This window comes from Colwellia sp. (assembly GCF_013214175.1).
Classification (GTDB): domain Bacteria; phylum Pseudomonadota; class Gammaproteobacteria; order Enterobacterales; family Alteromonadaceae; genus Colwellia.
The window spans coordinates 171508-186775 of record NZ_JABSPA010000007.1 but is presented as its reverse complement, the minus strand read 5'-3'; the positions used below and the strand labels follow the sequence as shown (position 1 = coordinate 186775).

The 15268-nt window shown below is 38.4% G+C and carries 14 protein-coding genes and 1 tRNA gene; 10 read left to right on the top strand and 5 right to left on the bottom strand.

Annotated elements, in window-relative coordinates; genetic code table 11:
* The first annotated feature begins 39 nt into the window (after window positions 1-39).
* Window positions 40-777, top strand: a complete 738-nt coding sequence (locus tag HRT55_RS16515; protein WP_291622986.1) for a hypothetical protein — start codon at window positions 40-42, stop codon at window positions 775-777.
* Window positions 778-851: 74 nt separating this feature from the next.
* Here HRT55_RS16515 and HRT55_RS16510 read toward each other — a convergent pair whose 3' ends face one another.
* A complete protein-coding gene (locus HRT55_RS16510) occupies window positions 852-992 on the bottom strand; it encodes a hypothetical protein (protein WP_291622985.1) in 141 nt (46 codons plus the stop codon).
* Here HRT55_RS16510 and HRT55_RS16505 point away from each other — a divergent pair.
* The gene (locus tag HRT55_RS16505) at window positions 987-1238 is read left to right on the top strand and encodes a hypothetical protein (protein WP_367241222.1); all 252 of its coding nucleotides are present in this window, start codon (window positions 987-989) and stop codon (window positions 1236-1238) included. The two genes, HRT55_RS16510 and HRT55_RS16505, sit on opposite strands and share 6 nt — an antisense overlap.
* 319 nt (window positions 1239-1557) lie before the next feature.
* The gene (locus tag HRT55_RS16500; protein ID WP_291622984.1) at window positions 1558-2226 is read left to right on the top strand and encodes a hypothetical protein; all 669 of its coding nucleotides are present in this window, start codon (window positions 1558-1560) and stop codon (window positions 2224-2226) included.
* A gap of 169 nt (window positions 2227-2395) precedes the next feature.
* Here the strand turns inward: HRT55_RS16500 and HRT55_RS16495 are convergent, their stop codons facing one another.
* A complete protein-coding gene (locus tag HRT55_RS16495; RefSeq protein ID WP_291622983.1) occupies window positions 2396-3100 on the bottom strand; it encodes a DUF3334 family protein in 705 nt (234 codons plus the stop codon).
* 565 nt (window positions 3101-3665) lie between these two features.
* Between HRT55_RS16495 and HRT55_RS16490 the strand changes: the two genes are divergently transcribed.
* The 4 genes from HRT55_RS16490 (at window position 3666) to HRT55_RS16475 (ending at window position 7684) form a co-directional block, all read left to right on the top strand.
* Window positions 3666-4565, top strand: a complete 900-nt coding sequence (locus HRT55_RS16490; protein ID WP_291622982.1) for a diguanylate cyclase — start codon at window positions 3666-3668, stop codon at window positions 4563-4565.
* 219 nt (window positions 4566-4784) lie between these two features.
* Window positions 4785-4922 carry a diguanylate cyclase gene (locus HRT55_RS16485; protein ID WP_291622981.1) on the top strand — a complete coding sequence of 46 codons (138 nt, stop codon included), beginning with the start codon at window positions 4785-4787 and terminating at the stop codon, window positions 4920-4922.
* A gap of 345 nt (window positions 4923-5267) precedes the next feature.
* A complete protein-coding gene (locus HRT55_RS16480) occupies window positions 5268-7472 on the top strand; it encodes an EAL domain-containing protein (protein ID WP_291622980.1) in 2205 nt (734 codons plus the stop codon).
* Between the two features lie 65 nt (window positions 7473-7537).
* Complete coding sequence (locus HRT55_RS16475; protein ID WP_291622979.1) at window positions 7538-7684, top strand: hypothetical protein; 147 nt, start codon at window positions 7538-7540, stop codon at window positions 7682-7684.
* A gap of 61 nt (window positions 7685-7745) precedes the next feature.
* Here HRT55_RS16475 and HRT55_RS16470 read toward each other — a convergent pair whose 3' ends face one another.
* A complete protein-coding gene (locus tag HRT55_RS16470) occupies window positions 7746-8357 on the bottom strand; it encodes a TetR/AcrR family transcriptional regulator (RefSeq protein ID WP_291622978.1) in 612 nt (203 codons plus the stop codon).
* 154 nt (window positions 8358-8511) lie between these two features.
* On the opposite strand from HRT55_RS16470, the gene HRT55_RS16465 reads away from it, so the two are divergent.
* Complete coding sequence (locus HRT55_RS16465; protein WP_291622977.1) at window positions 8512-10578, top strand: NADPH-dependent 2,4-dienoyl-CoA reductase; 2067 nt, start codon at window positions 8512-8514, stop codon at window positions 10576-10578.
* Window positions 10579-10648: 70 nt separating this feature from the next.
* Here the strand turns inward: HRT55_RS16465 and HRT55_RS16460 are convergent, their stop codons facing one another.
* Window positions 10649-11851, bottom strand: coding sequence for an iron-containing alcohol dehydrogenase (locus HRT55_RS16460; protein WP_291622976.1), 1203 nt, complete (start codon window positions 11849-11851; stop codon window positions 10649-10651).
* Window positions 11852-11949: 98 nt separating this feature from the next.
* Window positions 11950-13476, bottom strand: coding sequence for an aldehyde dehydrogenase (locus tag HRT55_RS16455; RefSeq protein WP_291622975.1), 1527 nt, complete (start codon window positions 13474-13476; stop codon window positions 11950-11952).
* A 223-nt stretch (window positions 13477-13699) separates the two neighbouring features.
* On the opposite strand from HRT55_RS16455, the gene HRT55_RS16450 reads away from it, so the two are divergent.
* Together HRT55_RS16450 and HRT55_RS16445 are read left to right on the top strand one after the other, a co-directional pair.
* The gene (locus tag HRT55_RS16450) at window positions 13700-14740 is read left to right on the top strand and encodes an AraC family transcriptional regulator (protein WP_291622974.1); all 1041 of its coding nucleotides are present in this window, start codon (window positions 13700-13702) and stop codon (window positions 14738-14740) included.
* A 202-nt stretch (window positions 14741-14942) separates the two neighbouring features.
* Window positions 14943-15033 (top strand) — tRNA-Ser (locus HRT55_RS16445).
* The last annotated feature ends 235 nt before the right edge of the window (window positions 15034-15268 follow it).

The window sequence follows — 15268 nt, the reverse complement described above, 5'->3', positions numbered from 1 at the left end:
ACAATTTGAGCAGCGTTATAAAAATTTAAAGGTACAACAATGAAACTTCAAACGTTATTTATCGTTAGCTTAATGGCTATATTCTCTACTAGTGCAATGGCTGACACTATCGTGTTAATGGATGAGCAAAAATTAAAGGGCAAAGTTATCTCAATCGATAATAAATATGCACTATTTGAACTTGGTGGACAACAGCTTAAACTTGAGCGAACAAAAATAAAAAGTATCAACTTTGAGCACGGGTCTGTTGAAAAGCTAGCTGTTGTTAAAACACCAACGACACCAAAGAGCCTTGCGGGTGTAGTTATTCCCGCATCTACCCCTTTGATGGTAAGAATGACCTCAACAGTTAATTCATCAAAACACAAGGTTGGCTATAAGTTCACCGCACGGTTAGAGGCGGCAATTGTCATTGATAATGAAATTATAATTCCACGAAGAACAATTGTTTATGGTGTTATAAGTGAGTCTAAGAAATCTTCAAGGCTGATAGGAAACTCAAATATGAGCATTAAATTTACTGCACTGATGATTAATGATCAATTGGTACCCATTAGAGCAAGTGATATTAAGTCGGTGAGCGAAAGCACAACAAAAGATACCGTTGCTAGAACGGCAAGGTTTGCTGCTATAGGAGGCTTAGCTAATGGCTCAGAAGGTGCTGGAAATATGGCAAAAGTTGGTTTAGGTGTATCACTTTTAACCGGTGGCAGCTCAGTAAATATTCCTTCCGGCACTCTGTTAGAGTTTGCACTGATAGCACCAATAAACTTCTAAAGTGATAGGTGAGTAATGTTAAAGAATTACTGTAGTGGCAACCATAACTACTTAACTAACTGAATATTAGCGGTTTAAACGGCACTTACTCGGTGAACAGCTTTCAGTAGCAAAAAAGCACGAGAAAAGGCACTGGCTTCGCTATAGGCTAACATAAGAGATATTTGTCTAAGCGGGACATCTTTTGGTACTAACAAACGTTTCGCTACATTCATTCTCACTTCACATCCCAACGTTATCGAAGCGGCCGCATAGGTGAAGCTGACGATAAAACAGGGGAAAGGGTATGTGCATACATTACTGTTAAAGATCCACAGACAGACGTTAATATCATGAGTTATTGCCGAGAACACTTAACCGCTTACAAGGTACCTAAAAGAGTGGTTTTTGTTAAGGTCTTACCTAAATCTACGGTAGGAAAAATTTTGCGCAGAGAATTAAGGGCACAAGTGAATAATTGATAAGGGCAATGACTTTATATGAGTAAAGCTTGTCGATGATAAATTCTGTCAGCTTACGGTCAGGGGGACACTATAACGTTACTGCTTAGATCAATAGTTTTTTAAAATAGACTGAGTTGTAACAAGGTTAAAAATCATTTGAAGACTGAAAAGATAAAAGAGAGAGCCAATAAATTAACTATAAAATAAATATAAATTATTGCTTATATAGGATTTTTTGCTTGAAGAAAGCATCTATAATGTAAAAATCGGATCTGGATTGTTGCTCGCTGAAATAGCTGCAACCTATATTCAATTTATATTAAATGAGAGTTTCCCTATGAAAAAAGTGTTCGTTGGTATTTTATTGTTATCTTTATTTAGTCAAGTGAGCTTTGCGGAGGACGAAGTTAAAAAGTTACCGCCATTAGATCCTGACTATATGGGCGTTCATGGTATGGTTTTGGTCAATCAGGGTTCTAGCATTTATGCATCCCATTTGCCGCTTTATAAAAAGCCTCATAACGTGCAACTACTGTATAAATTAGATAATAATGATTTAGCGGTATTACAAACGGTCAGAGATAGTGAATTCATTACTATTAAGCCTAAGCCATTCAATTTACAACGTTTAATGCGTGGCGAGAAAATGGTGATACAGGCTGATTTATATGCAGGGCATTTTGAGCGTGGTGGCATGTTAGTGTATAAAAATATTGAATTGTCTTTTGATAAACAACTATATGTTCGTACTTTTGATGACATTAAGCCTTCAAGTAAGAGACAAGAGTATGACGTTGTTTCATTAAAGCAAAACTATAAAATCTATATTCATAGGATTCAGCAGGCACCTAGCTTTGACCATATATTGGCTATTGATTTAGAAGCCGGTTGTTTAGGTCGATTTAACACCTCATCACCAGTACCAAAAGAAATAGAGCTTCAATATAAGTTTTTAAATTGTGGCACGATAAAGCCTTTATATTTTGAAACTGAAGATTTTCAGTAGTTAGTAGCTTTGGCATAGCGAATAAATAGCGCGACGGCGCGCAATTTTAATAAGTAGCTTAGCACTGACAAAAACGCTTTGTTAGTGCTGAGTCATTCAGTCTGCAGGCCTTGGGTAAAAGGCTTAGTGCAACATTACTCAAAGCCGCAGTGCTATTTTTTGTTTTGCCTTATAAACCAAGTGATGCCATAAAGTCATCGTCAGCGTCACCGTCATCTTCTTTTACTATAGGCTCTTCCGCATTTTCGGCATCAGTCATTTCCTTCGCTGAGCGTTCTAAAATCTCATCAGGGTCAATAGTTTCAGCGGCTTCAAAATCATGTAACTGAATAAATTCAGTTTTATCCATGGCAAATTCCAGATAAAAGATCTTGTTGGTTGCTGTTGAAAATGTGACTCTGCGCATTTGTGGCCTGTCCATGGCGGTATCAACAGAAATTTGCACTAATTTAGTGATAGCCATCATTTTGGGCTGGCTTTGGGTAATATGGGTTTGTAGTTGCTCCCTTACTTTAAAGGTAAAATCACCAACCAATTGGTTCATCAATTCGCCTAAAACATTAGCTACATCGTCAGACATATGGCTGTTTGAAATTTCCGATTCAGGCATGCCCATATTGCGCATATAATCCTGATAAATTTCCAAAGCAGCATCAGCGGTAAAGTTGGTAACAACTAAGCCATTAAATCCACCGTCAAACAGAACAAAACTAGAAACGTCTGGCCTTAGGCACGTTTTGGTGATTTTTTGCACCATAGCTGAGTAGCTAATAGTATTACCACTGGCTTTTGTTAGTACTTCACAAACCGATTCACACAGAGTAATAAGCACTTGGTCCGTGCTGATTATTTTACTTTTTTTAGTTTTACTCACTACGTATCATTCCTTAGATTTGAAATTGTTATTAAACCTACAATGATGTAATTCTAGCAGATTTCGTGCCGACGTTAACATAAATCATCTAATACAGTTTTGTAGCGAAAATCTCTAGGCATAAGAATCCGTGTGATAAGTATAATCATGATGTTTTTTCAATGGCACTTATTAGAATTTAGATCCGTTTTTTATAAAAAAAACCATATTTGTGGGTACTAGTTCAAAGAGCTTATCGATCCTCAAGCTTTCACCGAAGTGATTTCTAAGGTATTTTAGTACTTACAATAAGATGCGTAATATATATATAAGATTGCAAGGTGTGTGGCTGTTTTAGTTAGCTGGTTTTTATGTTTGATTTTCCATAATAGACAAGCCTATTAACGAAAACCTACTAATTTGGTAGGTGTCTTTTTCTCATAAAACAGTGTTCATTGACGAATGTGGTAAGCTAACTAAGCCTTTACGAAGAAAGGTAGACGTTTTCAATCTATGGACGTATTTATTTTTCCTGTTACTTGCCAAATCAAAAATAGAGTTAAATTCAAAAGGATGAGATATTTTTATGACATCACCTGTACATAATGAAACTAACTTTATGCAAGCAGTTATTAATGCTGCGCCAACACCCATCTTTTATAAAGATGCTGAAGGTCGATACCTAGGTTGCAATAAAGCATTTGAGGAATATATTGGCTTAAGACGAGACCAATTCATTGGCAAAAGTGTCTTCGAACTTTTTGATGATGACCTAGCTAGAGCTTACTTCGAAGCAGACAAAGCACTGTTTGATAGTAAAGGCACTCAAATTTATGAGTCTAGGGTTAGCTATGCTGATGGCTCAATACATGATGTTATGTTTCATAAAGCTTACTTTCACACTGAAGATGAGGGTATCGAAGGTATTGTCGGCTCAATACTTGATATTACCGAGAGAAAAAAAGCCGAAAGGTCTCTCAAGAAACTCGCATTAACTGATAGCTTGACGGGGTTAGATAATAGATATTCGTTGATGAAGAGTTTAGAACATTCATTGTTGCGTCAGCACAGAGAAAACTCCACATTGGCATTCATGATGTTAGATCTCGATGGATTTAAACAGGTTAACGATAGCTATGGCCATCCTACCGGTGATGCTTTATTAATAGAAGTCGGCAAAAAGTTAAAAAAATATTTTCGAGCAAGCGATATAATCGCTAGAGTAGGTGGTGATGAATTTTCTGTAATATTAGAGTCTATTTCTTTTACTGAGTCTCTAATACCACTAGCAAATAAAATTATAGCCGTCTTTAGTGAGCCTTTTATTATTGATAACAAAAAGCTCACTATCGGCATTAGCATAGGTATTGCGGTATCATCTGCTAGCGGATGTTCATCTGAAGAAATAATCAAACAAGCCGATGCAGCACTCTACCAAGTAAAAGAGAATGGTAAAGGCAGTTATCAGTTGGCAGTAGTTAATTAGGAAAATAATCTGCAAAATAAGACTAATTAAAAAGGTCTTTTGAAAATAGACGTTATTTTAAATGCCTATGCACATTGCAGAAGGAAGGAGCTAAGTCAAAGTTATCTAGGGTTTGATTTTTAGCGAAGCTAGTGAACAAGAAACATATCAACGGCGTAATCACATATCTCTTCAACATTGGCAACGTAAGTATAAATTCCATCAATAAGTAATTTAGCAATGCCATGCACAGTGCCCCAAAGCACACCGGCGTTAATATCTTTTGGTATTGCTATTTGGAAAACTCATGGCGATAAGTTAGGTGATTTAATCGGTTATGCTGACAAAATGATGTATCAGCAAAAGCAAGGTAAGTGATATGTTTGAGGGCTTTGCATTATAAGGGGGAGATCAATCGATCTTAGTCATTTATTGTTCTTCTGAGTACGTTGGCTAGCACCGCACAGCCACATCAATAATAGGTTGCTAAGCTCTTGCTACTTTCCATATTTAGCATTGTAAATGGGGCTACCAAGGCGGTAAACGAGCGTTATCGATAGCAAATTGAATCCCAAGTAATAGAGCTTATGAGTTGATGTCCGCTGTGTGGATTCACCTAACTAATTTGGCAATAAACTGCATGCTTTTACGTTAATAAATTAGCGAATACTCAATCAATACCTATAATTAGCCTTACTCCAGCGACAAAGGATTTCAGAGAGTATGACTAATCTAAGTAAAAGCAATGTTCTGATTGTTGACGACGTTGCCAGCCAGCGAAATATACTTCAGCACATACTTTCTCCTTTAGACATCACAATCATCCAAGCATCATCCGGAAAAGAAGCGCTTGGTAAAGTTCTTAATTATGACTTCGCCGTCATTTTAATGGATATCGAAATGCCAGGCATGAAAGGTTATGAAGTTGTTAGCCTTATTCATAACAATCAAAAGTTTAAACATATTCCTATTGTTATGGTCACAAGCAAAGATAACGACAGTGAGGCACTTTATAAATCATATGATGCAGGTGCAGTTGATTTTGTTACAAAGCCGGTTAACGACACTATACTCACCAAGAAGGTCGCCCAGTTTATTGCTTTGGATGAACACCGCCGGATTGCGGAGGACTCTACTGCACGATTAAACATATTACTCAATAACGTCAGTGAAGGGATTTTAGGAATAGATTTGGATGGCAAGATTACCTTCGCTAATCCTAAGGCTTTAGAGTTATTAGCAATTGATTCTGAAAAGTTCTCAACCAAACTACAAGACTTCTTAGTACTGCATAACCAAGATACTACAAGCCCTCCGGACGGCAAAGACTCTAATGGTGAGTTGATTGAATTACTGTCTACAAATTTTCATAACGCGACTAGTATAGGAAGAGTAAGCTTAAAAGGCCGTGGCGACTGGCAATCACTGACGGGCAATATATTTCATTCAGATTACTCTTGTGAGATCACCAGAAAGCTTAATGGGGAAATTGATGGCGCGGTATTAACATTTAAAGACACCACACATGAGAAAGAAACTGAAGCAAAGTTATTACACTTAGCCAACTTTGATTATTTAACGAATATTTCTAACCGCGCTTTTTTTTATGAGGCTTTGCAAAAATCAATCATCTACGCAAAAAAATCCAATACTTCACTGGCAGTGATGTGTCTCGATATTGACCATTTCAAATTTATTAATGACCAATACGGACACGATATTGGAGACCTATTACTGCAAATCATTAGTAAAAAATTGTCCGATACCTTAAATGAAGATGATCTCATCTCACGTATGGGCGGCGATGAATTTGCCATTATTTTACAAGAAGTTCCAACAAAAATATATGTTAAAAACATAGCAAAAAAAATTCTAAATTCCGTGTCCGAACCTCTCGAACTTAATAGTATAAAAATAGAAGTCAGTACCAGTATAGGTATTGCCTTCTTTGAGCCTGATTCGATGAATATGGATGATCTCTTAAAAGCGGCAGATACTGCCATGTATGAGGCAAAATCAGAAGGACGTAATCACTTTCAATTTTTTGCCATAGAAATGCAGGATAAAGCAGAGAAACATCAACGTGTTCAAATGCTGCTTTCCAAAGCCATCTTAAATAATGAATTAACGGTACTATATCAGCCTAAAATCTCATTGTTAAAGAAAAAAATGGTTGGTTGTGAAGCGTTAATACGCTGGTCTAGTGAAGAAGGAGACATGATCTCCCCAGATATATTTATACCGATAGCCGAACAGAGTGGGCAAATCATTGAACTTGGGAATTGGATTTTGAATAACGTTTGTCAGCAAATATCACACTGGCAAACACTGCCTTATTTTAAAGGTATGGTGACTGCCATTAATGTATCTGTTCGCCAATTAGGGACAAGTGAATTTAGACAAAACCTTGTTAAAGCGATGAATACACATGGTATAAAACCTGAAAATATAGAAATAGAAGTAACTGAAACCGCAACCTTTGATGACCATAAAGTATTTTTCTCTGAGCTCGATAAAATTCATGCACTCGGTGTTAAGATCTCTATTGATGATTTTGGTACCGGCCACTCATCACTTGATTACCTAAGGAAAATGCCGGTAGATATCATCAAAATCGACCGTAGCTTTATTAAAGATATAGGTAAGGATGAAGAAGATGAAGAGCTTATTCGTACTATATTGGCAATTTCAAGAACCATGTCTATCCAAGTCATTGCAGAAGGTGTAGAAACGGTAGAACAATTGTTGTTTTTACAGAAAAATCAAGTTGATAATATACAAGGTTATTATTTTTCTAAACCGATTCAGGCACAAGCGATAAGTGACGCACTAACTAGTAATGAAAGCTCCTTTAAAGAACAATTTGGGCGCTTTGAAAGTCACAAGGCAATGACTGTGAAGTTTAAACGACATACTCTAGTGATGTGACGGTCAGCTAATTTTACGATATAGACCAACACTTACTCGAATTAGAGATTACAGAAGGAACATTAATGAGTAGTGTAGATGGAGAAGTAGAAGATGAAAATCAACTTCAATTTCTATTAGACAACGGTTTTGACCAAATACAAGGTTATTATTTTAGCAAACTTATCCTTATCGATGACTTTGAGCAATACGTACTAACTAAAAACAAATAGCCTAAATCTTTGTTTGTGTTAAGCACTCGACTAGTAATCTCAAGGCTAAACTGATTCGTTGCTAGTGCACTAAAAACATATCAACGGCGTAATCACATATCTCTTCAACATGAGCTACATCAGTATAAATGCCATCAATAAGTAATTTAGCAATGCCATGCACAGTGCCCCAAAGCACTTGCGATGCGCGCAGGGCACTTTCTTCACCACTGTGATTGAGTAGTTTAAGTTGCTGCCACTCTCGGGTCATATTTACCTGATATTGAAAACAAGGGTAGGCGGCATCACGTAATTCTGATGTGCTGTTTTCTTGTTTCCAAATAGTACGGCCAAACATTAATTCGTAAAGATCTGGATTAGCCTTGGCAAAGTTTACATATTCATGGATAAAACTTGAGAACTTTTCTTTTGTTGAAGGTCCATCAGCATTAAAACTGCTTTTATTCATTTGATGTAGTTGCCTAAAACCTGATTCAGCAATACCACAGAGCAGAGCGTTTTTATCTTTAAAATGGTGATAAGGCGCAGTTCTTGAAACACCTACGCGGGCTGCTAATTTACGCAATGACAACTCTTCAATACCGCCTTCTTTGAGCATTTCCCCAGCAACGGTAAGTAAAGTCGTTCTTAAATCACCGTGGTGATACTTTGATTTTTCAGGAATATTTTTCATAAAGGCTAATTTAGCAAGCTATTGTTTATTAATCAATCTTGACACCGTCATATTTAGTCGCTATTTTAATTAACAATAAACTAGACAGTGTCTAAATTGATTCCTGAGTACATTGTCTAAATTAAATATCTGATAAATACAAAGAGAGTGAGTTATGTCCGAACTTAATACTGAAGCCAAAGAAAATATTGAAACTACAGGCAACACCCAGTTTTCAAAATTGTTAGCACCACTTGATCTTGGTTTTACTACCCTAAAGAATCGAATTTTAATGGGCTCAATGCATACCGGCCTTGAAGAGCACCCAGACGGCACAAGACGCATGGCAGCATATTTTGGTGAACGTGCTAAAGGCGGTTGTGGATTGATGGTTACCGGTGGTTACGGCCCAAGTAAACGCGGAGCGACTCACCCTAATACTCAAATAATGACCAGCGCAGAGGATATTGCCAAACATAGAGTTATTACCGATGAAGTACATAAATATGACAGTAAGATTTGTCTGCAAATACTTCATACCGGTCGTTACGCTTTTAATCACAAGCTTATTGCGCCGTCGGCTATTCAAGCACCTATCAATCCATATAAACCCGAAGCGGTAACGGTTGAAATGATTGAAGAAGAAATTCAATCTTTTGTTGATCTAGCCCTTAAAGCACAACAAGCAAATTATGACGGTGTTGAGGTAATGGGCTCAGAGGGTTATTTCATTAATCAATTTACCGCCTTAAGAACCAATCAACGTGATGATGAATGGGGTGGCTCGTTTGAAAATCGCATTAAATTTGGTGTTGAAGTGGTGCGCCGTATTCGCCAAGCGGTTGGTGAACATTTCATTATTATCTTTCGTCTTTCAATGATGGATCTTGTTGAAGGCGGCAGTAGTTTTGAAGAAGTGGTTAAGTTCGGTCAAGCCATTGAAAAAGCAGGAACAACTATTATCAACACCGGTATTGGTTGGCATGAAGCGCGTATTCCTACTATTCAAACCAAGGTGCCGCGCGCAGCATTTACTTGGGTAACTGCTAAATACAGAGAACATTTCAGTATTCCAGTAATCACCTCAAACCGAATTAATACCCCTGAAGTAGCCGAAGAAGTATTACAGCGTGGCGATGCAGATATGATTTCAATGGCCAGACCATTTCTTGCTGATGCTGAATTTGTTAACAAAGCGGCAACAGGGCGTAGTGATGAAATTAATACTTGTATTGGTTGTAACCAAGCCTGTCTTGATCACGTTTTTAACGGTGAAATGGCAAGTTGTTTAGTTAATCCTCGTGCTTGTTTTGAAACTGAAATAAATATTGTTCCAACAAAAACCATTAAGAAAATTGCCGTAGTTGGCGCAGGCCCGGCTGGATTGTCAGCCGCTACTGCGCTGGCTGAAGCTGGCCATGAGGTAACACTTTTTGATGGAGCAAGTGAAGTAGGTGGACAATTTAATATCGCCAAACAAGTACCAGGTAAAGAAGAGTTCAGTGAAACCATACGCTACTTCTCTCGCCAATTAGAGTTAACGGGCGTCACCGTAAAGTTAAATACTCGGGTTACCGCAAATGAGTTAAACAGCAGTGATTTTGATGAAATAGTCATAGCCACAGGTATTAACCCGCGTATGCCGCCCATTGAAGGCATTGAACATAGTAAGGTTTTAAATTATATCGATGTGCTTAAGCACAAAAAAGCGGTGGGCAAAAAAGTTGCTGTTATTGGCGCAGGTGGTATTGGTTTTGATGTATCTGAATACTTGGTACATTCTGGCACTGCAACCAGCCAGAATATTCCTGCCTACATGAAAGAATGGGGCGTTGATATGACGTTAACAGCTCGTGCCGGTATTGAAGGGGTAAAAGCCGAAGTCACTGCTCCAGCACGAGATGTTTACTTACTTCAGCGTAAAGACACTAAGGTGGGCGCCGGCTTGGGCAAAACGACCGGTTGGATACATAGAGCGGGTCTGAAAAACAAACAAGTTAAAATGCTGTCATCATGTGTTTATCATAAAATTGACGATGCTGGCCTGCATCTTTCTATTGCTGGTGAAAGACAAGTATTAGCCGTGGATAATATCATTATCTGTGCCGGTCAAGATCCTGCAAGAGAGTTGATTGAAGGGCTAAATAAACCCTACCATTTGATTGGTGGTGCTGATGTTGCCGCTGAGCTCGATGCAAAACGCGCGATTAAACAAGGGCTAGAAATTGCTACAATGCTTTAACGTTTAAGTTAATAAAAGTACAAATAAAAATGCCAGCATTAGATGCTGGCTTTTTTGTATTCAAGGATAATTAGCCGATTGTCTTAGCAATAATCGCTTGCACTTTATCTGTTGGAATTGGGTAGAAAATACCAGCGGGATCACTTGCTATCGCTTGAGTAATTCGCTCTGCATCAGTTGCTTGAACATTCCATTTTGCAAAGGTACTGTGACAAGCTAATTCTTGCTGTAAGCCATTAACTCTCGCTATTACTGCCTCTAATGCTTGCTCATTGCTTTCGTTTTCAGCAACCCTTAAGTTCAATGCTAATGCTAACCTATGGGCATTGGGTAAATAGAAATCAGCTAGCACTTCTAAACAAATAGGTAATAACACAGCGTTGGCGTCGCCATGTGGAATATGGAATAAAGCACCAAAAGCGTGAGAACAGTTATGTATAGGTGCCGCATTTAACGCTGCCATCATACCATTTATAGCCATTGAACTGGCTTCTAACATGGCCGTACGCGCCGCGGTATCTTGGCCATTGGTAACTACAATAGGCAGATTCTTTTCAATTAATTGTGCTGCGGTAATAGTATGCGCATCAGAAAAATGATTAGCCATAGGTGAAGCAATACCCTCAAGCGCATGAGTAAGCGCATCCATGCCTGTAGATGCAGTTAAAAACGCGGGCAAACCTTTGCTCAAATTTGGGTCAAGTACGGCAATATCAGGTTCAATATAAGGCACGATAAGTGCGCCCTTAATACCTGACTCTTCGTTATAAAGTACGGCAATGTTTGACACCTCAGCGCCTGTTCCTGCTGTTGTTGGTACACCGATATGAGGAATATTCATCGGTTTAGCCTGTGGCTCAACTTCAAATTTCGCCCCAGCTTGTACCGCATCTTTGATATCAAGCAGTTTATGGTGCAATGCGTATTTAACACCTTTAGATGCATCTAATACACTACCACCGCCGACGGCTAATATAGCATCAGCGGCAACTTCTCGAGCAAATTTAAGCGCACCATTTACCGTAGCACAGGCAGCATCAGGAGCAATGTCCGTATATGTACCGACTAGCTGTGCGCCTTTGCCTAATTGACCATAGGCAAATACTTGTTCAATTTGTGAGACTATGCCCACATCTTTTAAGCCTTGGTCACTTAACAAGACAACACGTTTTGCGCCTAAACTTTCAAATAACGCAGGAAGACGAATAATAGCCCCCGGAGCTGAGTGAACAGCGGTACGCATCTTGTAATGGGTATAACCTGTTTTAGACATAATAAACCTCTTTAAAACTATAATTTTGAATTAGATAATTGAATGAAAACTTAACTGGACTTAACTGGACTTAACTCGCTAAAGTTAAGTAAATTTAACTAAGCTAATGTTTTATGAACAAATTTATGGAAGGTTTTTTTCTCTTTATCGTGTTCAAATGAGGTAGTAATCGTTTTTGTTTCTAAATACGAAGTTAAACTGTACTTACCAAATTCACGGCCGTAACCACTTTGTTTGTAACCACCAAACGCGCCATCGGTACGCATCATATGCCAATCATTAATCCAAATAGAACCGGCACGTAATTTTTGTGCAATGCCTTGTGCTTGAACGACATCTTCTGACCATATACCTGCGGATAAACCGTAGATATTGTCATTTGCAATTTCAATGGCTTGCTCTGTTGTTGAGAATTTAATGATCGAAAGTACCGGACCAAAAATTTCTTCTTGTGCTACTTTCATATTGTTAGTGACATTGGTGATAATGGTTGGTTGTATATAAAATCCTTCTTCACAGCCAGCTACTTCCACACGTTCGCCACCACAGGCAATTGTTGCCCCTTGCTCTCTGGCTGATTCGATATAATCTAATACACTTTGACAATGAGCCGCGGTTGTCATTGGACCCATAGCGACGCCAGGGTCCATTGGATCGCCAATCACCATATCATTTGACAACGCAATCAGTTGGTCAACTAATTCATCATGAATGCTTTCATGCACAAGTAAACGTGTACCTGACTCACATGCTTGACCTGAATTTAAATACACACCAAATAAAGCGCCGTAAGCGGTACGTTCTAAATCTGCATCTGGCATTACTATGGCAGCACCTTTACCACCCAGCTCTAAGGTGACACGTTTAAGGGTTTTTGCCGCCATTTGTTGTACCGCAATGCCAACACGCGTAGAGCCAGTAAACGAAATTTTATCGACATCTTGGTGTTCGCATAACGCTTCACCAATTCGTTGACCTGGGCCGGTAACTACGTTGACTACGCCATCAGGTAATACAGTAGAGATAATTTCGATGAAACGAAGGGTAGAAGTAGGGGTTGTTGTCGCGGGCTTAACAACCACGGTATTACCGGCAGCTAATGCTGGCGCTACTTTCATAGCAAGCAATAATAATGGGAAGTTCCAAGCGGTAATTAAGCCACAAACACCAATTGGCTCTTTGCGAACTTGTGAATGCAGTGGCTCAGGTAATGGCGTTAAGGGTAAGTTTTCAACGAACTGAAAAGTTTTAATTTCTTCAGCCAGTTTCATAAATAAATCAGCAACGGCTGGGATATCTAAGCCCTTGATACGACTGATAGTACCACCAGAACATGCTACTTCGAGCGCAGCGAGTTCGTGGGCATTGGCAATAATTAGATTGGCAATTTTATATAGAACTTTAGAACGCTCATCAGGCGTGGTGTTTGGCCAATCACCTTGATCGAAACAAGTTCTTGCCGCAGCAACCGCTTTATCTACATCAACTTCACAACCATTAGCAACTTCGGCTATCACTTTGCCATTTGCAGGGTTGATAACCTCAATATATTGCTCGTGAGTAGGATGGGTGAGTGCACCGTTAATAAATAGCGGGTAACGAGTTAATTTATATTCTGACATCATTTATGACTCTCTGACTGACATTATGATTATGGCCTTTCGGCCGACATTCAATTCAGTGGCAGATGTTAGTTAGCGACTATTTCTGCTACTTGAATATGATGAAACTAACTTATATCATTTGAAATAGAGTTGATTTCCTCTTAACGAAATTCTGTTATCTTTTTGCGAAAATTTATTTAATTACTTAACTAGCTACCTATGCCAAAAAATAAAAACGCCAAATATGAAAAACAATAAAAAAACGCCTAAACACCAAGGTACTATTTCCACTTGGGGAAAAATAATTGTTGCTGCTATTGAAGATATGAATGGTGATGTTGAGTTTTTATTAACTAGCGTCGGGTTAAAGCTAGAAGATATTAATAAAGTTGACTCGAGAATTGCTGATATCCAGTTACGTGAGTTATATCAAGTGTGTAGTAATGAGCTAGGTATTGAGAGTTTCGGGTTATATCTAGGGCGTTATATCAAAACCTTCACTTTTCAATCCCTAGGTTTTGCACTTATGGTCAGTAAAGATATTCATGACTTTCTAATACGTATTGAAAACTATGGTTCTGTGATCAGCAACTCTGCTTATGCAAAATTACATCTGGTTGAATCTAAACAGCGTTTTACTGTGAATATTTATAAGGATCAAGAAGGTAAACCTTTGATCCCTCCAGCAGCGATTGAAGCTTTTTTTGTTGGTTTGTTGAATATCTTAAAGGAGCTAACCAACCAAGATTTGGCGGATGTAAAAGTCTATTTACCGATAGAAACCCCCACTAATCAACAAGTGTATCAAGACAGTTTCGCTTGCCAAGTGCAGTTTAATGCTGCGCAATTCGCCATAGAATTTGATCAACAAACCTTAGAGATTCCTATTATTTCAGCCAATCACGTCTTAGCTGAGCACCAAGATAAATTGGTAGAAATGTATCTAAGTAAAATTTCTAGCAACCTAGAGCAACAGGTGTATTATCGCGTGGTGAAATTACTCAATGCCGGCAACCTTTCACTTGACTCACTTGCTGAGGATATGCACTTAAGTACTCGTAACTTACAATTAAAACTTAAAGAGCATGATACAAGCTTTCAAGTATTGCGTGATAAAGCCCTGCAAAATGAAGCGCAATTATTATTAGGCAATAGCAACTATGGCATAACTGAAATTGCTTACATGTTGGAGTTTGCTAATGGCGCAGGTTTTACCCGAGCATTTAAGCGTTGGACAGGTTTGTCACCGGCAGAGTTTAGAAAAAATAATCAAGCAGATAATTAATCAGGCAACTAAGTTATCTTCTCTGCTGGCAAGATAAATGCTGATTTTTAAAACAACTTGTTCGTTAAATATTCGAACAAAGGGTTTGGATGAAATTATTTAACTATTTTTACATTTAACGCTTTACAAGTAGTGCGATAGTACTTAATATCCGCCTCGTTCTCAAGCAAGCATTGTTTCAACAGCTTATTTGTTAACTTCAGGTGAGATGGCTGAGTGGTCGAAAGCACCGGTCTTGAAAACCGGCAAGGGTTTGTAGCCCTTCTAGAGTTCAAATCTCTATCTCACCGCCACATTCTAAGAAACCGCTAATCGAAAGATAAGCGGTTTTTTTTCGCCTAGAATTTAGTGATTAATACAGATAGCGGGTTTGTAGCACATCTCCTTTAACAGAGTTCGAATCTATAACTCATTACCACATTTAGAAAAGGTGCTAATCGAAAGGTTAGCGCCTTTTTGCACTTTAACGTTTACAAAAGGAAAAGGTTGTAGAGCAACTCCTACAGTAGAGTTAAAATCTTGATTCAC